The organism is Natrinema sp. SYSU A 869 (genome assembly GCF_019879105.1).
Classification (GTDB): domain Archaea; phylum Halobacteriota; class Halobacteria; order Halobacteriales; family Natrialbaceae; genus Natrinema.
In genome coordinates this window covers 2,308,697-2,325,530 of the sequence record NZ_CP082249.1, presented here as the reverse complement: position 1 = coordinate 2,325,530, position 16,834 = coordinate 2,308,697, and the positions used below count along the sequence as shown (strand labels likewise).

The following is a 16,834-nucleotide window of genomic DNA, read 5'->3' as shown; positions in this document are numbered from 1 at the left end:
TTTGGGAGAGAGTGGCCTGAGCACCTGTTCCGCGAGTTTTGATTGCAATTCGAAGAAAACAGTGTCGAAAGTTATAATATATCTCTGTCTGATGAATTAGTGATGTCAGACGGGAAGCAAATGGATTACGAGGAGGAATCGACGGAGCAACAGCAGAATCAGCCAGCGCAGCGGCAGGTTCCACAGGATGAGGGAAGTGATTTTCCGATCAAAGAGGGGGCAGTAACCGGGGCAATCGCGGTGATCGCCACGTATCTCACGCACCTGTTCTTGACGGCGATTGTGACAGCACAGGTACGCCCCGAAGCCGAATCTGTCGGGGTTGGTGACGATGCAACGTTGGTCATCACGGAGATGGTCAGCTCATGGAAGGCCGCGGGCTGGAGTTATCTCAGCGTCTTCGGTACCGGATTCGAAGCTGAAGGGGAGACCGCGTTTCTCAGTGACGCACCGAACCACGGTGCCGCGTTCGCAGGCAGTCTAGGCAATGCGTTCACACTGTCAACGCTGTTCCTGTTCATCGTGACGGTTGGTGGCATCGTCACTGCTGGGTACGCTGTGGCTAAATATACCGATGCTGACGACGCCGTCGATGCCGCGAAGGCAGGCGTAACCGTCGCCGTCCCCTACCTCGCATTTGCCGCGATCGCGGCGGTCGTGATGACGCATACGTTCTCCGAGGTACCAACTGTCGTGGATCTCATCGGGAGCGAGGCCGTCGGTGTCTACGGACTCGAGTCGACCGAGTATCTCAACGATGCAGGGGATCAGGTTGTCTCCGATGTCGAGTTCGGTCCGTCAACCACTGATGCGATCCTCTTTGCCGGAATCATCGTCCCGGCGATCCTCGGAGCCGTCGGCGGCGTGCTCACGCAGCGCCGTGATGCCTTCGAGACCGTGATGGCGAAAGTGCAGTAACGGACAGGAGGGGACCTGGCTGGTCCGGACGAGCCGATTTTTATTCGCGATCGACTCGAGCGCGAGAAGACAGAAACGTGGGGCGTGAGCAATTTAGAAGAGAGGCCGGTACTCAGTATCGTTGTTCGTGGGCGTCTACATCGAACGAGACGTACTGGTCGGGGTACGAGTCGTCAGACCGGTACCGGGCGAGCCAGTACTGTAGGTCGGAGACGAACAGCGCGAGGTTTTCGCGGGCGAACAGTTTCATCGAAACGCCCTGCGGTGAGCGGATCAGGGCGATCAATGACCACATCGAGCCGGCAGCGAACGCGCCCGTGGCGGAGAAGGTCATCCCCAGCGTGAAGAAGGTCATGCTGTAGACGAACCCGATCCCCATTGAGGGCAAACTCGTGCCGAGGGGAACCCGCGCGCTCGAGTCGCGCAGTGTCGGCGCGAGAAAGACGATCGAAAGGCTGCTCCCGATCATGAATACGAGGTCTTGCCACATCATCAAGATCACTTACTCGATTACGAGTTAAAACTCTCTCGGTCAGGAAATAGGCAGTTAGAGCGGATATTCACGGTTTCACGACTGTCCGAGCAAACTAGTGATAGGCGGCGAGCAGAGACGCTCAGTCACAACTCGAGTGCAGAATTCGGGAGTTCAACAACGCATTATGAGCGACAAGTCAGTAGTAGTCCCGGCGAATTAGCCCTCGGCGAGAACGGCATCCTCGACGAGCGTTTCGCGGGCCTCGGCCATCGACGTGACGACGACATCGCAGTGGGGTTCGACCGCCGGTTTCGGTTCGAAGCCGATTGCGAGGCCGGCGACCTCGAGCATCGGCAGGTCGTTGGCCCCGTCACCGATCGCTACAGTGTCCGCGAGGTCAACGCCGACGTCGTTGGCGAGGTTCTCGAGCGCGTCGTCTTTGGTGCCCTCAATCAGCGGCCCATCGACTGCACCCGTGAGTTCGCCCGCTTTCATCGGAAGCCGGTTGGAGACGATGTGATCCACGGAGACGCCCTCTCGCTCGAGAGCCGCTGCGACGCCGCGTTCGAACCCGCCCGTGAGGATGGCGGTCGTGACGCCGGCCGCGTTCAGTTCCTCGATGAGGTCGGCAGCGCCCTCGCGGAGAACGACCTCGTCGAAGGCGGCGTCGGCCTCGGCCTCGGGCAGGCCCTCGAGGAGGGCCGCGCGCTTGCGGAGGCTCTCGGCGTAGCCAATTTCGTCGTTCATCGCGCGTTCGGTGATGTCGGCCATGTCCTCGGCGACGCTGCGGCGGTCGCCGAGCAGTACGGTCATTTCCGAGTCCGAAAGCGTTCCGTCGAAGTCGAAAGCGACGACTGTCATTGTGCCCCGATTGTCGGTCCCCGGATAAACCAGTTCAGGTTTCGGTTCCGCGACGGCTCGCCGTCGAGACCGCGGACGGTCGCTCGAGTCGGCGCTGATTCCACGCGTCGAACGACCGAAACGTATTCCCCAGCATCGTTCGTTGTCACACACATGTCATCGAATCAGCAGTACGAGACGGGGCCCTCGCTTGAGGACGAGCGAGAGTTCGACGAGAGCGAGGACGGCGGGGACGGCGACGATCCGACCGACGTTCTGCGCCGCAGGCGGCGAAAACTGGCCGTCTCGCCGTGGAAAGCCGGGCTCGCGTCTGGCGCGAGCGCCCTCGCGGTCGTCTACGCGGTGGCCTACCACCTCGTGAGCGTACTGATCGCAACGTCGGGAACGGGAGCGGAGGACGAGCCGAGCCGGTGGATCCTCGCGGGGCTCGTGACACTGGGGAGCCACGGTGCACCGATCGAACAGGGCGGCGAACCGATCGGCTTCGCATTTAGAATGGATCAAGGCTTCATCAGTCACGTTACCGCGCTCGTTCCGGTCGTCGTGTTGCTGGTCGCCGGCTATCTGCTCGTTCGCTCCGTTCGCCTCGAGACGCGTACGGACGCCGGCCTCGCGCTCGGCTCGTTCGGACTGAGCTACCTCGCGGTCGCGATCGCCCTCTCGCTGATCGCCACGTGGACGCCCGAGGGGACCGATCCAGAGCCGATCACCGTCCCGACCGACGCGTCCCTGCTCCTGACGATTGGCGGGACCGTCGTTTTCTTCGTCGCGATCGGAGCCGCCGTCGCCGCCGTCCCGCGACTGCTGGCCGATGACCGCTAAGGCCGGTGGTCAGCTGAGATGGCCGCTCGAGAACCCGTGCTGAAACGACTATGCACTTTCGTCGATCGGGGTCTTGACGATCGTCACCGGCCGGGAGGCGAGCCGGGCGACGCGGTCGGTGACGCTCCCGAGGAGCTGCCGGTACTCGCCGGGCCGTTCCGTGGATCCCATGACGAGCAGGTCGACGTCCGCCTCGTCGGCGTAGGCGAGGATCTCCTCGTGCGGTCTACCGCGCCTGACAACCGTCGTCGGCTCGAGTCCCGCCTCACGGGCCGCCTCAGCGGCCGTTCCGAGGGCGTCTTCACCGATCTGCTCGAGGGCGGCCTCGAGTCCCTCGAACTCGTGGACGTACTCGTCGCCGCTGTAGGAGTCGTAGACGTCGCTGTCGACGACGTACAGCAGGTGCAGCTCCGCGCCGGTGTGTTCCGCGACGGCGATGGCGTGTTCGGTTGCGAGTTCCGTTCCCGCTTCGGCGTCGGTCGGCAGCAGGATTCGATCGTACATACCTGAGAAGAGGGGATATCGATTGATAACCCTAGCAAGAGATTCCCGCTCACTGGGAGGACGATCCGTGACGCCCGATCGACAGCGACGGGATCACCCGCTGGCACACGGCTCCGAACTGCCCGGCGATCGCAGTCGGCTCGAGCACGGACCGACTTCTCGTGTCAGCAGCACGAGACGGGCGACGCCGGTACGGAACGGCACGGAGCCGTCAGTCCGGGAAAACCGACACGCCGTCGACCGCGGTATTTTTTGCCACCTCCGACCACAACGGAAGGGTTTACATGCTCCACACGGTTGTCTCGCGCATGAAGGTTCTCGTCACGGATCCCATCGCCGATGCGGGTCTGGACGTACTCAGAGATGCCGGCCACGAAGTCGAGACGGGCTACGAACTCGAGGGCGACGACCTCCTCGAGGCGGTCTCCGACGCGAACGGACTGATCGTTCGCTCGGGGACCGAGGTCACTGACGAGGTGCTCGACACCGCTGAGGATCTGGTCATCGTCGGGCGAGCCGGGATCGGTGTCGACAACATCGACATCGACGCCGCGAAAGATCACGGTGTCATCGTCGCCAATGCCCCCGAAGGGAACGTTCGCGCGGCCGCCGAACACACCGTCGCGATGACGTTCGCGACCGCGCGCTCGATCCCGCAGGCCCACATCCGCCTGAAAAACGGCGAGTGGGCCAAAAGCGACTACCTCGGGACCGAACTCAACGGCAAGACCCTGGGCGTCGTCGGCCTCGGCCGCGTCGGTCAGGAGGTCGCCAAGAAGCTCGACTCGCTGGGCATGGACATCGTCGCCTACGACCCCTACATCAGCGAGGAGCGCGCCGAGCGCATCGGTGCCGAACTCGTCGAGTTCGAGCCGTGTCTCGAGGCCGCCGACTTCGTGACCGTCCACACGCCACTGACTCCCGAAACGGAGGGGCTGATCAGCGAGGACGAACTGGACCTGCTGGACGACGGCTACCTGGTCAACTGCGCCCGCGGCGGCGTCGTTGACGAGGATGCACTCGCCGCCAAAGTCGAGGACGGCACCCTCGCCGGCGCGGCGATCGACGTCTTCGCCGAGGAACCGCTCTCGGCGGACTCGCCGCTGCTCGAGCACGACGAGATTATCGTGACACCCCACCTCGGTGCCTCGACGGAGGCTGCCCAGGAGAACGTCGCGACCTCGACCGCCAAACAGGTCAACGCCGCGCTGATCGGGGAACCCGTCGCGAACGCACTGAACGCTCCCTCGATCGACGAGAGCGCGTTCCCCCGCGTCGAGCCCTATATCGATCTCGCCGAAACCGCCGGCAAGGTTGCCGCGCAACTGCTCGAGGGCCGCATCGAGAACGTCGAAGTCACGTACGAAGGCGACATCGCCGACGAGGACGTCGAATTCGTCACAGCGAGCGCGCTCAAGGGCGTCTTCCAGCCCCTCGAGTGGCAGGTTAACGCGGTCAACGCGCCCCAGATCGCCGAGGATCGGGGCGTTGACGTCACCGAATCCAAGACCCGCCAGGCCGAGGACTTCCAGAGCCTGGTCTCCGTAACCGTCAGCAACGACGGCGACGAAGTCTCGGTCGACGGCACCCTCTTCGCGGGTGACGACCCGCGTATCGTCCGCATCGACGGCTACCGTGTCGACGCCATCCCCCACGGTCGGATGGTCGTCGCGCGCAACACGGACGAACCCGGCGTCATCGGCCATATCGGCTCGGTGATGGGCGGGTACGACGTCAACATCGCCGGCATGTTCAACGCCCGCGAGACCATCGGCGGCGAGGCCCTGACCGTCTACAACGTCGACAGCGAGGTCCCCGACGCGGCCAAGGAGGAACTCGAGTCCGACGAACGGATCATCGGGATCAACGACATCACGCTGAACGGCCATAACTGACCGCTCGAGACCGCCGCTACTGCCGTCACTGATTTTCGATTCGGTTCGAGGGAGTCGCTCCGAATTCGACGTCCACTCGAGCGAACCCGAACCCCTCCTGATCGGACAGTCAGTCCGTTCGTGAGCGCGCTTTATGACCGTAGGGAGCCTCTCTCCTGTAGGAGGCGAACGACATGACAATTCCAGAACGCGGTACAGTACAGCAGCCGACCGATAGCGCCCGCGAGGACGCTGTAGACACGAAGTGGGGGATTCGAGAGGGTATCGGCCTCTCGCTCGTCTCGATCTTCGGGTTGCTGTTGCTGGTGGTCGGACTGATGCTGGCCCCGGGACTCGCCGCGGCGGCGTCGACGGTCGCCATCACGGTTGGCCTGCTGGCGTTCGCGGTCGCGCTGGTCGTCGTCGGTCGCTGGAGTTGGAACGGCCGGTAACAGCAGCATTAGTCGCTTTTTCGACGATCTGGTTCTCAAGCGTCCGGCTTCCACGCGAGTCGCTCGCGGCAAAAGACCTATCGCTCGGACGAACGATACCGCGAGTATGGACGACGACGTAGCGGTCGACTTCGGGGAAGACGGCCTCGTCCCCGCCGTGGCACAGGACGCCGACACCGGCGAGGTACTGATGCTCGCGTACGTCTCGCCGGAGGCCTTAGAGCGGACCCGCGAGACCGGCCGCGCCCACTACTACTCCCGAAGTCGGGAGGAACTCTGGGAGAAGGGCGCGACGAGCGGTCACGTACAAGCGGTCGAAGAGGTCCGGGTGGACTGCGACGCCGATACCCTCCTCTATTTGGTCGACCAGGAGGGCGGCGCGTGCCACACCGGTCACCGCTCGTGTTTCTACCGGACGATCGAAGGCGAGAACGTCGGCGAGCAAGTGTTCGACCCTGACGCTGTCTACGAGTAAGATGAGCGAACGCGTCCACCCCTCCGACGCCCGCTCGAACGACGATGCCGGCAGCGACGGCGGCGAACCGACCCCCCTCGAAGCGCTCGAGGCGGCCCGGAAGCGCCTCGAGACGGTCGAGACGCGGATCGAAGACCACGGGACGGAGACCGTCGAGGAGGTCGCGACGGCCTACCGGACGGCGTCGACCCTGCTCGAGGACTACGTCGACCGCGCGACCGGGACCGGCAAGGAGAACTTTCAGGCCTATATCGAACTCGAGGGGAAATTCGACGGACTCGTCTCGGGCCTCTCGGACGGTCTCCCTGAGTACGAGGCCTTCGAGGAGGCCCTCGAAGCGATCGACAAGCGCCGGCTCAGCGAATCCGACTTCGAACAGGCCCGCGACGCCCTCGAGCCGGCCGCCGAGTACGCTGACCTGCTCGAGGAACGCGAGGCCGCCCGCGAAGACCTCGCCGAGGCCCGTACGGCTGCAACCACGCGCCTGCGAGCCATCGACGATGAGATCGGCGAGCACGAACGACTACTCGAGCTGGCGAACGCGGATCTCGACGCCCCGGTCGAGCGACTCCGGGAACCGATCGAGACGTACAACGACGCGATCCGCGAGGCTGTCCAAGAGTATCGGCTCGAGGCCAGCGCGCGCGAGGTGTTCGACCTGCTCGGGCGGAGCCAGTGGTATCCGTTCGTGAGCTACGAGCAACCGCCCGACGATCTGAAAGCGTACGTCCGTGAGAACCCAGCGGGCGAGTACACGATTCCCGAGTTGCTCGAGTATGCCGACTACTCCCGGTCGAAGCTCTCCCACTACGTCGACAGCGCAGACGAGCTCAAGCGCAGCGTTGCCACACAGCGGACGTATCTCGACGGGATCGACGCCGAGGCGCTGACGATCGACTGGCCTCCCGAGCCGGCCGGCGCACTGCGCCGCCGGGCGCGGGAGTATCGCCCGTTCGTTGCTCGGATCGCCGACGAAGACGTGGTCACAGCCCTGCGTGAGGTCCGCCTGCTCTCGACCGACCCCGACTACGACCGTCTGCAGACTGCCGCGCAGGCAGTCACGCAGCTCACTCCCGCCGAACGCGAGCGGCTGACCGATGGTCGCGTCGCGGACGAACTCGAGGCCCTGCGGACCGAACGAGAGGAACTCGAGGACACGCTCGACATCGACGACACGGTCTGATCGGCTGACTCCCACGGTCGAATCCGCAGTTGCTCGAGGACGGCCCCGAACTTTAGCCGATGCCACTCGAAGGATCGTCCATGACCAGACACGTTCTCGTCCCGATGGACGACTCCGCGCCGGCGCGAGCGGCCCTCGAGCACGCCCTCGAGTGGGTGCCCGCCGATCGAGTGACGGCCGTCTTCGCGATCGACGACCTCGAGGCGGACTATGGCAGCGTCGTCTCGGGGGACGACGAGCCCGAGTTCTTCGCCGACGTCCGGGAAACCGCCGCCGAGTATGATAGATCGGTCGAGACGACCGTTGTCGAAGGGAGCGGGGCAGCGGACGCGATCCTCGAGTACGCGGCCAAGACGGACGTCGACGCGATCGTCATGGGAAGCGAAGGGAAGTCCGGCGTTTCGAGGATGTTGCTCGGGAGCGTCGCGGAGGCGGTCACGCGGCGTGCAGAGATTCCCGTGACGATCGTTCCGAGACACTTCTCATGACGATTGCTCGGTGGCAGATCGTGACTGTTCGATAGAGACATGAATGGGACGACTGAGTGGAACTTGGCATCGAAGAACGCAGCGCGTTCTGCTATCATAGCGGCAGGGAATCGCCACGCCCTCCCCAGCCGATTTCTGCTCACGGGCGCGTAGCGCCCGTTCGCATGGTTCGCGGAACCTTCGGTTCCGCGCTAACGCTCACGCCTACCGGCGTTCGCTCATCCCTCGCACGGCATTATCGGCCGCCCTCGTTGTTACTCGGACGGCCCACAGCGCGCGCCACCGCATGCCAAGTGATCAATTCGGAATGTTACGCGGACACCCTCAACTGAGCGTTCGTGACCTGCGATCGATCGAGCGGTTCGCAGAAACCGGCCTCAGGCGTCGGCTTTCGCGGCTGCCAGCGCGTCGTACATGTCGCCGGCGAGTTCCTCGGCGCGGTCACCGTCGCGGGCCTCCGCGTAAATCCGGACGAGCGGCTCGGTCCCGGAGGGGCGGGCGAGCACCCACGCGTCGCCGTAATCCAGCCGGTAACCGTCTCGAGTGTTGAGTTCCGCGTCGGCGGCTTGGGCTTGGTTGGCCGCCGCGTCGAGCATTGCGTCGCGTTCGGCCGTCGACTCGTACTCGACGTTGTGGCGTACATTGACGTAGCCGTCATAGGGCGCGACGATCTCGCTGACGGGCCGTTCGGCGACCAACTCGAGGAATCGCGCGGCCGTGAAGGCTCCGTCTCGCGAGAGTCGGTAGTCGGGGAAGAAGATCCCGCCGTTGCCCTCGCCCGCCACGGGCACCCGCTCGCCGTTGGCCGTGAGTTCCTCGATTCGGGTGATAATGTTCGTCGAGCCGATCGGGGTCAACTCGAGTTCGGCCCCGACCTCGGTGACGACATCGACGAGTCGCTGAGAGACGTTGACCGCCGAGACGGTGGTGTCGCCGGCCTCGAGTTCGGCGGCAGCGAGCGCGGCAAGGGTGGCGTCGCCCTCAACGTACTCGCCGTTCTCGTCGAAGAAGATGGCGCGGTCGGCGTCGCCATCGTGAGCGATGCCAACGTCGGCGTCGGTCGCGCGGACGAGTCGGCCGAGATCGGCGAGGTTGTCGGGGACCGGCTCGGGGTCCCGACCCGGAAAGTGGCCGTCGGGCTGGGCGTTGACCGTGACCACTCGACAGCCGAGTTTCCGGAAGAATTCGGGGCTGGTCAGCGATCCCGCGCCGTGGCCCGGATCGAGCGCGACGGTGAGGTCGGCGTCGGCGAACGACTCCCGATCGGCAGCTGCGAGCAGTTCGTCGACGTACGCCCGGCCCACGCCCTCGATGTCGCGAACGCGGCCTGTCTCGTCCCAGGAGGCGACGGTGAACGATTCGGCGAGCAGCGTCTCCTCGATGGACTCGAGTTCGGCGATAGAGAGTTCCACGCCGCCGTCACCGATGAGTTTGACGCCGTTGTACGGCGGCGGATTGTGCGAGGCCGTGATGACCATGACCGGCACCCCTTCCCGTTCGGCGTACGCCTGTGCCCCCGGCGTGGGGAGGATTCCGAGACGGTCGACATCGGTTCCGGTACTCGCTAGCCCGCTGGCGGCCGCATCGGCCAACATCCGCCCGGTGTGGCGAGTGTCACGGGCGATGGCAACTCGGTCCCCACCGCGACCGTCGCCCCAGGTCGTCCCCGCCGCTTTCGCGACGCGCAGGACGAACGCGGGCGTCAACTCCTCGTTGGCGACGCCCCGCGTCCCGCTCGATCCGAAGACTTGCATCATGCCCTAGTCTGACCGGACTCCCCAAAGGGATTCCGCAAACCGACCGGTTCGATGGCCGCTCGTGACGGAACGTTTTCGGCCCGTCCCCGCCACGGTCCCGTATGGACTCGATTGAGGAAAAACGCGTCTACGGCGACCGTGAAGGTGCGATCACGGCCTACGTCGCGAGCAGGATCGGCGTTGTCCGTGTCAGCGTCGCCGGCGACACTGTCGGCGAATTCGGGCTCTGCGAGCGCTGTAACGCACGAGACGTTGCAGCGACCCGCGGGGCCGTCGCCATCGCGACCGACGGAGACGTTCGCGTACTCGCGCTCGAGGAGGGAGTCGGAATCGAGACCAGCGACGACGGCACCGACGCGGCCGCCACTGACGAGACGTTCGTCGGAACGGGGTTCGGCCCAGCGGTCGCCGTCGGCTACGATGACGGTGATCTGATCGCGGCCGATTCGGACGGCCGCGTCGCGCGTCGAGCGGCCGGGACCGACGAGTGGTCCACGCTCGAGGAGGAGATCGTGGCCACGGTGCGGGCAATCGACGGCGACCTCGTCGGTACCGACAGCGGCGTCTACCGCGTCCATGAGAGTGGGCTCGATCACGCGGGGCTGACGGACGTCCGGGACGTCTCGGCCGCCGGCGTCCCGCTCGCTGCGACCGCCGACGGGCTCTACAAGCTCGGCAACGGCTGGATGGAAATCCTCACGGGATCGTTCGACACCGTCGCGGCGGATCCCCGCTCGGAGCCCGGACGGCTCTCACGCGCACACGCGGTCGCGAACGACGTGCTCTACGAGTACGCGGCCGACGACGAGTGGGCGAAGAGCGATCGCTCGAGCGACGCGATCGTCGGATTCGGCTACGGAGACACGGTCTACGCCGTCACGGACCACGGGACCTTTCTCTCGGCGAGCGAGGGGGAGTGGCGGACGCGAATGCTCGGTGTCAATGAGGTTACAGGAATCGCCGTACCGCCGCGAGGGGAAGAGCGCTGAACCCGTGAGTGCGGCCGGTGTCTGACGTATATTTAACTACGGCGGATTACTCACGTTCGATACATGAGTGAGCTACCACGACGGCGGCTACTGGCTGCGACCGGCACTGCGCTCACCGGCACGGTCGCCGGCTGTATGGGCAGCGATTGGAACGGGGACGAGAGCGGCGAGAGCGAGAAAACGGAACCCGACACCACGGAGCCGGAACCCAAGAACGAGACCGACGAGGCACCCACCGGCACCCTCCTCGGGAAAATTTCCCTTGAAAATTTGGACGACGAGACGCACACCATCGACGCCATTGTCGAGTTCGACGACGGTCCCGAACACTGGTCGACTCACGAACTGTCGGGCGACAACGGGGTGGAACTCGAGCGAAACTGGCCGTCCGACCCCGGAGATTTTCGGGTGATGTTCCGACTCGACGGGGGCGAGCCCACGCAGGTCACGCCGGCGGGGTTGGGCAAATCGAGTTGCGTCAACATCTTCGCTCTGATCGATCGCAACGGCGGACTGAAGGTTCTGAGCGACACCGACGGCGGCCCGTGCGGCGACGGTGACGCGGCGTTAGACGATGCCGAGGAGTGATCGAACCGCCGCGATGAACCACCGACCGCGTTCGCTGACCCATCTCGAATCGGGACGAGTCCCTGTTTAAGTACCTCTCGTCACAAGGTGGTGCTATGAAGGGCTTTTTGCGGAAGGTCACGCCGCTCACCGTAGCGAGCGGTGGCTATCGGTTGACTCAGTATCGCCGGTCAGCGGAGTGCTGAAACAAGCCTGTCGACCGAATACGGGCCGGTCGAGAACGAAAGCTGGTTTATCCCCCGGGCTGTCTCACCGACTATGATCATCAGCGGATCCGCGTCGCAGGCTCTCGCCGCGGCGCTCGCACGCGAACTCGAGGAACCGCTCGCCGCCGTCGAGTACGACCGCTTTCCCGACGGCGAACTGCTCGCGGCCGTCCCCGGCGTCGCCGAGGCCGAGCCCGACCGAGCGGTGATCGTCGCCTCGACCGTCTCGAGCGATGCCCATCTCGAGCTACTCCAGTTGCAGGACGCCGCCCGCGAGGCCGGCGTCGAGGAGGTTGTCACCGTCCTGCCGTACATGGGCTACGGCCGGCAGGACGCGGCCTTCGAGTCGGGTCATCCCGTCTCCGCCCGGGCAGTCGCCCGTGCAATTTCGACCGGAACGGACCGCGTGCTAACCGTCAATCCCCACGAAGAAACGGTCTGTGACTTTTTCGAGCCGACGGCGACCGCCATCGACGCGGCCGGGCGGCTGGCCGAGCCCCTACCCAACGACCTGACGGATCCAGTCTTCCTCTCACCCGACGCAGGGGCGATCGACCTCGCCGAGACGGCTCGAGAGGCCTACGGCGCGGGTGAGACTGACTACTTCGAAAAGACCCGCCACTCCGGCACCAAGGTCGAAATTTCGCCGAGCGACGTCGAGGTCGCCGGCCGCGACGTCGTCGTCGTCGACGACATCATCGCGACCGGATCGACGATGAGCGAGGCCGTCGCCGTCCTCGAGGACCGAAACGTCGATCGGGTCTTCGTCACCTGCGTCCACCCGCTGCTCGCTCGCAACGCCGTCACGAAACTCTCGCGGGCCGGCGTGGAAGCGATTTACGGCACCGACACCATCGAGCGAGGCGTTGGTACCGTCTCCGTTGCACCGACGCTCGCGGCACACCTGTAAGTAAACGGTTAAGTATTCCCCAGACGATAGTTTAGTTGTTAGCGCGTGGCACGAGACGGACTCGGCCATCGAGACGTCACGGAAAAGCGGTCAGATCGGCTAGATGCACGGAATCGTCCACAAGACCCTCAAGGAATACGTCGTCGAGCGGACCGACGACGGTACCTGGGACACGATCGTCGAGCAGTCCGGCCTCGAGCCGAAGCTTTATCTTCCCGTTTCTCACTACGACGACGGGGAAATCGATGCCATCCTCGACACGCTCTCGACGATGGCCACGCAGGATCGACAGGCGATCGAGCGCGACTTCGGCACGACGCTCGCCCCGGAACTGCTCTCGACGTTCAGCGCCCACGTTCATCGCGACTGGGAACTGCCGGAACTGCTCGGCTCACTCGAGGACGTCTCCGACGATATCGAAACTGCTACGGAGGACACCTCGCTTCCCGAACTCACCTGCACGCGGGAAGCCGGTCACGCGACTGTCACATACGATACCCACCGTGACCAGCAATACTGCAAGCTCGCCCACGGGATCCTCGAGGGCTTCGTCGCCGCGTTCGACGCGGATGCAACAGTGACGAAAACGGCGTGCGTCAACGACGAGGCCGAAACCTGTCAGTTCCGCGTCGACTTCGAATAAATCGCGACGTGAGTGGTCAGAGACGGACCGCCCAGTCCGGACCAGACGTATTTTGACTAACGGGTCTCCGACACGTCTCGACTCAACGGGGCACCGTACCGGCCATGAGATAGTACTCGTGGTGCGGTTCCCGCCCCCACAGCACTGGATCGAGTAGCGGTTCGTGCTCGATTTTTCGGAGGCCATGCCGTGCGAGAACCGCGCGCAGTTCGTCGGGCGGTCGGCCGTCGTACATCGGCAGGTCGTCGTGGATTTCCTCGTACTCGTCCCACGGTTCGGCGTGGTCCCAATAGCCCTCGATTACGAGAATCCGACCGCCCGGTTCGACAACTCGCTGCCATTCCGCGATCGCTTGCTCGGGGTTCGGAAGCGTCCAGACGAGGTGGCGAGCCGTGACCAGTTCGACGGCGTCGTCAGTAACCGCGAGGGCCTCCGCGTCTCCCCGGTAAAACTCGATCGACCGATCCGCCCGTGTCGCTTTCGCTCGGGCACGCTCGAGCATCTGCGGCGCGACATCGACACCCGTGACGGCGTGGCCCAGGTCCGCCAACAGCAGTGAAAGAACTCCTGTTCCACACCCGATATCGAGCACCTGAAGCGGTTCGTCACCGGTCCACTCGCGGAGAATCGACGACCACCGTTCGTGCTGTTCATCGGTGTGGATCCCGTGGTGGCTTGCGTCGTCGAACGTCGTTGCGCGGTCGTTCCAGTGCTGTTGGACGAGTTCCTTGACAGCATTGCCGGTCTGTTCCGGTTTCGTCATACGGGAATGTCGCTCACGTGTACTGTACTTGCCCTAGTTTTATCAAAAACATGGGTGATCGAGAAGGATCCCATCGCCTGATTCAGATGGTTCCCGACGGCGGACAAACGAGCACGCTCTCGCTAACTGCGACGACGGGCCACTGCTGTCCCGATAAGCGCCATCACAATAGCCATCAGCGCCGCCGAGACGCCGAAGCCGGGGATATCCTCGACCGACGCGGCCGGACCGCCGCCATCGCCGACGTCGATCATCGTCGTCCGATCGCTGACCGCGATCTCGTACCGCCCGTCCTCGTCGAACCAGAGCGTGGTGTCAGCCGTCGCCGTCTCACCGGGCCGGAGCGCCACCGGTCGTTCGGCGACGACGCCGTCGACCGTCCGGAACGCGATGACGGCCGCGGCCGGTCGATCGTCGGCAGCCTCGACCGTCGCGGTCGCAGTCACCGACTCGCCGGGCTCGATGTCATCGGGCGCGACCTGCAGGTCCGTCACGGTCACGCTCGGAGACGACCGGACGACCGCGGTCAGTCGCTCCGAGCCGACGCGGATATCGTACTCCCCGGGCTCGGACGGCGTCCACGAGAGGGCGTGACTCGCTTCCTCGCTGGATGCGAGCGTCCCCCGTCGGTGATCGACGACCCGGCCATCGACCTGCAGGGTCGCGTCGTAGGTTCCCTTGCGCTCACCGGCGTTCGTGACCGTACTCGGGATCGTCACTGACTCGTCGACCGGTACCGCGATCACGTCGCGGTTCTCCCTGTCGGTATTGCCGGTCTCCGACGCCGACCAGCGCGGCCACTCCCGGTCCGCGACTTCGACCGGCTCGGACCCCAGTCCGTACTCGAAGGCCGCGACTGACTGCTCGAAGGCGGCCTCGTGCTCGCTCCGACTCCACATCTCGGGTGTCGCCTCGGTCCGCGTATACCGCTCCGCGACCGCACGGACTGCTGGCCCGCCTTCGTCCTCGAGCGTGTCCAAGAAATCCGACTCGGTCACGGGCTCCTCCCGGGCGTTCAGCGTCCGGAACACGTCCTCGAGCGTCCGGTCACCGTCCGTCGCGAGCCGGAGCCGACGGTCGATCTCGCCGGCAACGAGCGCGCCCTTCACGTAGTGGGTCTCCGGATCGTCCCAGGTCGACCGGTCGACGAGAACGCCGTCGGCATACGGCTCGCGCTCGCCGCGCTCGAGGAGCGACCGGAAGTCGGCGAAGTCAGTCGCGCCGCTCTCGAGGGCGAGCAGGCCAGCGTAGTAGTCTGCCTGTCCCTCGGTAACCCATTCCATCGCAGGGTCGGTATCGGTCTCGCTAGCGAAATCCTGCCGGACGTGGACGTACTCGTGGAGCCAGACCGGGTTCCGCTCGTCAAGTGCAGCGTCGTCAACGACCCATGCATCCGACTCGCCGTACTGAATCCCGCGCTTCGACCCCCAGTCGATCTCGTTGGGTACCGCGACCACGAACGTCTCGTCGCTTCGAGCGCCGACCGCGAGATCGGCGCGCGCCTCCGCGAGCGTGGCCAGTACTGCGTCTGGCGGCTCCTCGAGGGTCGCCGCGTCGGGGACGACCAGCCTGATCGTTCCACCATCGACGGCTCGCTCGTGCTCCGTCACGTCGCCGAAGACGGCGATATCGCCACCGGTCGCGCCCGGGCCATCGACGCGGACTGTCTCCGCGGTGCCGACGGACGCGGTCCGCCGGTAGAAAAGCGAGACGTCGGGAACCGGCACGACGCCCCAGTCACCGGTATCAACGAACGTATACCCGTCTCCTGAGCCGTCGACACCCTGTCGTTGGCTCCCACGCCGATCGGCCGGCATCGTGTACCGAATCGTCGCCTCGTCAGTGTCCTCGGTCCACTGGACGGTCCGCTCGTCTGTTCGATCGAACCCCGCAATCTCCTCAACGGTCGCGCCCCGCTCGAGTTCGACCTCGAGTTCCGTCACGGAGTCGGGGATGTGGAACGTCATCTCCACCTCGAAGACGTCGGAGTTGTCCTGTCGGTGGCGGAGGACAGTCGTCCGGTGGAGCACGTCGTCGGAGTCGCTGGTCGTCGCCGCCGATCCGGCGCTTGTCCCCACCGAGGCGAGCGACTCGCCGGCGACGGAGCCAGCGCCGGCAGTTGCGGCGGAGTCCGTCGGCCCTACCGGCTCGAGGGCACCGACACCGGCCGGCAGACTTCCGACGAGCAAGACGGCAAACACGAGAATGACGACCCGAGATGTCACTACTCGTTTCTGGTGAGTCAGCGTTCAAGACGTTTATGACACCGATACTATCACCAGCAGATGACTAACGTTCGACGTGACTGCTCGCGAGTCACCAGCGACTCGAGCGGGAACGCCGATCCGAAACAATCAGACCATCGGGTCGGGGACTTTCCCCACGGGAGGTCGTTGAACGGTCCTCAGTTGTGTCCTCTCTGTCGGGTCGAACAGGACAGGAGATCGCTGGATCACTTCGGACTGTGCAACCGGTATGCGGTGGCGCGCGCTGGTGGCCGGCTGAGCGAGAGCGAAGGCGGCCGGCGAAGCCGTGCGAGGGATGAGCGATCGACCGAAGGGAGAGAGTGAATCGGCTGGGGAGGGCGTGGCGATTCCCTGCCGCCACGGTACAGAATAGACCGCGTCCTTCTGTAGAGAGTTTTGCTCAGTTATTCCGTCCACACAGTCGCATATCGGATGGATCTCCGAACGGCAGGTGAAACCAGGCCACAGAAACAGGTCAGCGATACCGCCATTCGGTCTGCGAAACGCTTCGAACGACTCGATGTCCGGACTCGATGGCCGCTAGTCCGACGCTTCCGCAGCCGCCAGCGGCTCGATCGCGATCTCGGCATCCACCTTTTTCTCGTCGGATTCGCTCGTATACTCGCTCATCCCTCCTCGAAAAATCTGGACCAAAAAGCAGAACGGTCGGCTTCGCCTCC

The 16,834-nt window shown here is 64.7% G+C and carries 17 protein-coding genes; 11 read left to right on the top strand and 6 right to left on the bottom strand.

The annotated features are described in order from the left end of the window. Window positions 1–102 precede the first annotated feature (102 nt). Window positions 103–918 carry a hypothetical protein gene (locus tag K6I40_RS19705; RefSeq protein ID WP_222915726.1) on the top strand — a complete coding sequence of 272 codons (816 nt, stop codon included), beginning with the start codon at window positions 103–105 and terminating at the stop codon, window positions 916–918. Between the two features lie 112 nt (window positions 919–1,030). Here K6I40_RS19705 and K6I40_RS19700 read toward each other — a convergent pair whose 3' ends face one another. After that, complete coding sequence (locus K6I40_RS19700) at window positions 1,031–1,411, bottom strand: hypothetical protein (protein ID WP_222915724.1); 381 nt, start codon at window positions 1,409–1,411, stop codon at window positions 1,031–1,033. Between the two features lie 198 nt (window positions 1,412–1,609). Then, complete coding sequence (gene serB / locus K6I40_RS19695) at window positions 1,610–2,254, bottom strand: phosphoserine phosphatase SerB (protein ID WP_222915722.1); 645 nt, start codon at window positions 2,252–2,254, stop codon at window positions 1,610–1,612. Between the two features lie 153 nt (window positions 2,255–2,407). Here serB and K6I40_RS19690 point away from each other — a divergent pair, with 153 nt between their 5' ends. Next, window positions 2,408–3,076, top strand: coding sequence for a hypothetical protein (locus K6I40_RS19690; RefSeq protein WP_222915720.1), 669 nt, complete (start codon window positions 2,408–2,410; stop codon window positions 3,074–3,076). Window positions 3,077–3,124: 48 nt separating this feature from the next. Here K6I40_RS19690 and K6I40_RS19685 read toward each other — a convergent pair whose 3' ends face one another. Next, the gene (locus K6I40_RS19685; RefSeq protein ID WP_222915718.1) at window positions 3,125–3,580 is read right to left on the bottom strand and encodes a universal stress protein; all 456 of its coding nucleotides are present in this window, start codon (window positions 3,578–3,580) and stop codon (window positions 3,125–3,127) included. Between the two features lie 308 nt (window positions 3,581–3,888). On the opposite strand from K6I40_RS19685, the gene serA reads away from it, so the two are divergent. From serA to K6I40_RS19660, 5 genes are all read left to right on the top strand, one after another. Continuing rightward, entirely contained in the window at window positions 3,889–5,475 is a 1,587-nt protein-coding gene (serA, locus tag K6I40_RS19680) for a phosphoglycerate dehydrogenase (RefSeq protein WP_222915716.1), read from the top strand. A gap of 173 nt (window positions 5,476–5,648) precedes the next feature. Next, a complete protein-coding gene (locus K6I40_RS19675) occupies window positions 5,649–5,906 on the top strand; it encodes a hypothetical protein (protein WP_222915714.1) in 258 nt (85 codons plus the stop codon). A 106-nt stretch (window positions 5,907–6,012) separates the two neighbouring features. Next, complete coding sequence (hisI, locus tag K6I40_RS19670) at window positions 6,013–6,381, top strand: phosphoribosyl-AMP cyclohydrolase (protein ID WP_222915713.1); 369 nt, start codon at window positions 6,013–6,015, stop codon at window positions 6,379–6,381. Between the two features lies 1 nt (window position 6,382). Next, a complete protein-coding gene (locus tag K6I40_RS19665; RefSeq protein ID WP_222915711.1) occupies window positions 6,383–7,564 on the top strand; it encodes a hypothetical protein in 1,182 nt (393 codons plus the stop codon). A gap of 80 nt (window positions 7,565–7,644) precedes the next feature. Continuing rightward, complete coding sequence (locus K6I40_RS19660) at window positions 7,645–8,052, top strand: universal stress protein (RefSeq protein ID WP_222915709.1); 408 nt, start codon at window positions 7,645–7,647, stop codon at window positions 8,050–8,052. A gap of 377 nt (window positions 8,053–8,429) precedes the next feature. Here the strand turns inward: K6I40_RS19660 and glmM are convergent, their stop codons facing one another. Further along, window positions 8,430–9,806, bottom strand: coding sequence for a phosphoglucosamine mutase (gene glmM / locus K6I40_RS19655; protein WP_222915700.1), 1,377 nt, complete (start codon window positions 9,804–9,806; stop codon window positions 8,430–8,432). A gap of 104 nt (window positions 9,807–9,910) precedes the next feature. Here glmM and K6I40_RS19650 point away from each other — a divergent pair, with 104 nt between their 5' ends. From K6I40_RS19650 to K6I40_RS19635, 4 genes are all read left to right on the top strand, one after another. Further along, window positions 9,911–10,798, top strand: coding sequence for a hypothetical protein (locus K6I40_RS19650; RefSeq protein ID WP_222915698.1), 888 nt, complete (start codon window positions 9,911–9,913; stop codon window positions 10,796–10,798). Between the two features lie 63 nt (window positions 10,799–10,861). Continuing rightward, window positions 10,862–11,386, top strand: coding sequence for a hypothetical protein (locus tag K6I40_RS19645; RefSeq protein WP_222915694.1), 525 nt, complete (start codon window positions 10,862–10,864; stop codon window positions 11,384–11,386). Between the two features lie 258 nt (window positions 11,387–11,644). Further along, window positions 11,645–12,502 carry a ribose-phosphate diphosphokinase gene (locus tag K6I40_RS19640; protein WP_222915691.1) on the top strand — a complete coding sequence of 286 codons (858 nt, stop codon included), beginning with the start codon at window positions 11,645–11,647 and terminating at the stop codon, window positions 12,500–12,502. A 103-nt stretch (window positions 12,503–12,605) separates the two neighbouring features. Further along, window positions 12,606–13,145 (top strand): heme NO-binding domain-containing protein, encoded by a 540-nt coding sequence (locus K6I40_RS19635; RefSeq protein WP_222915688.1) that lies wholly within the window; start codon window positions 12,606–12,608, stop codon window positions 13,143–13,145. 82 nt (window positions 13,146–13,227) lie between these two features. On the opposite strand, the gene K6I40_RS19630 is transcribed toward K6I40_RS19635, so the two are convergent. Together K6I40_RS19630 and K6I40_RS19625 are read right to left on the bottom strand one after the other, a co-directional pair. Further along, a complete protein-coding gene (locus K6I40_RS19630) occupies window positions 13,228–13,908 on the bottom strand; it encodes a class I SAM-dependent methyltransferase (RefSeq protein ID WP_222915686.1) in 681 nt (226 codons plus the stop codon). A 122-nt stretch (window positions 13,909–14,030) separates the two neighbouring features. Continuing rightward, window positions 14,031–16,133 (bottom strand): hypothetical protein, encoded by a 2,103-nt coding sequence (locus tag K6I40_RS19625; RefSeq protein ID WP_222915683.1) that lies wholly within the window; start codon window positions 16,131–16,133, stop codon window positions 14,031–14,033. Window positions 16,134–16,834 lie beyond the last annotated feature (701 nt).

What these genes read in the sequence shown, in the direction of transcription:
- K6I40_RS19705 (WP_222915726.1), top strand. Translation starts at nt 103, where the DNA reads ATGTCAGACGGGAAGCAAATGGATTACGAGGAGGAATCGACGGAGCAA.
- K6I40_RS19700 (WP_222915724.1), bottom strand. Translation starts at nt 1,411, where the DNA reads ATGATGTGGCAAGACCTCGTATTCATGATCGGGAGCAGCCTTTCGATC.
- serB (WP_222915722.1), bottom strand. Translation starts at nt 2,254, where the DNA reads ATGACAGTCGTCGCTTTCGACTTCGACGGAACGCTTTCGGACTCGGAA.
- K6I40_RS19690 (WP_222915720.1), top strand. Translation starts at nt 2,408, where the DNA reads ATGTCATCGAATCAGCAGTACGAGACGGGGCCCTCGCTTGAGGACGAG.
- K6I40_RS19685 (WP_222915718.1), bottom strand. Translation starts at nt 3,580, where the DNA reads ATGTACGATCGAATCCTGCTGCCGACCGACGCCGAAGCGGGAACGGAA.
- serA (WP_222915716.1), top strand. Translation starts at nt 3,889, where the DNA reads ATGAAGGTTCTCGTCACGGATCCCATCGCCGATGCGGGTCTGGACGTA.
- K6I40_RS19675 (WP_222915714.1), top strand. Translation starts at nt 5,649, where the DNA reads ATGACAATTCCAGAACGCGGTACAGTACAGCAGCCGACCGATAGCGCC.
- hisI (WP_222915713.1), top strand. Translation starts at nt 6,013, where the DNA reads ATGGACGACGACGTAGCGGTCGACTTCGGGGAAGACGGCCTCGTCCCC.
- K6I40_RS19665 (WP_222915711.1), top strand. Translation starts at nt 6,383, where the DNA reads ATGAGCGAACGCGTCCACCCCTCCGACGCCCGCTCGAACGACGATGCC.
- K6I40_RS19660 (WP_222915709.1), top strand. Translation starts at nt 7,645, where the DNA reads ATGACCAGACACGTTCTCGTCCCGATGGACGACTCCGCGCCGGCGCGA.
- glmM (WP_222915700.1), bottom strand. Translation starts at nt 9,806, where the DNA reads ATGCAAGTCTTCGGATCGAGCGGGACGCGGGGCGTCGCCAACGAGGAG.
- K6I40_RS19650 (WP_222915698.1), top strand. Translation starts at nt 9,911, where the DNA reads ATGGACTCGATTGAGGAAAAACGCGTCTACGGCGACCGTGAAGGTGCG.
- K6I40_RS19645 (WP_222915694.1), top strand. Translation starts at nt 10,862, where the DNA reads ATGAGTGAGCTACCACGACGGCGGCTACTGGCTGCGACCGGCACTGCG.
- K6I40_RS19640 (WP_222915691.1), top strand. Translation starts at nt 11,645, where the DNA reads ATGATCATCAGCGGATCCGCGTCGCAGGCTCTCGCCGCGGCGCTCGCA.
- K6I40_RS19635 (WP_222915688.1), top strand. Translation starts at nt 12,606, where the DNA reads ATGCACGGAATCGTCCACAAGACCCTCAAGGAATACGTCGTCGAGCGG.
- K6I40_RS19630 (WP_222915686.1), bottom strand. Translation starts at nt 13,908, where the DNA reads ATGACGAAACCGGAACAGACCGGCAATGCTGTCAAGGAACTCGTCCAA.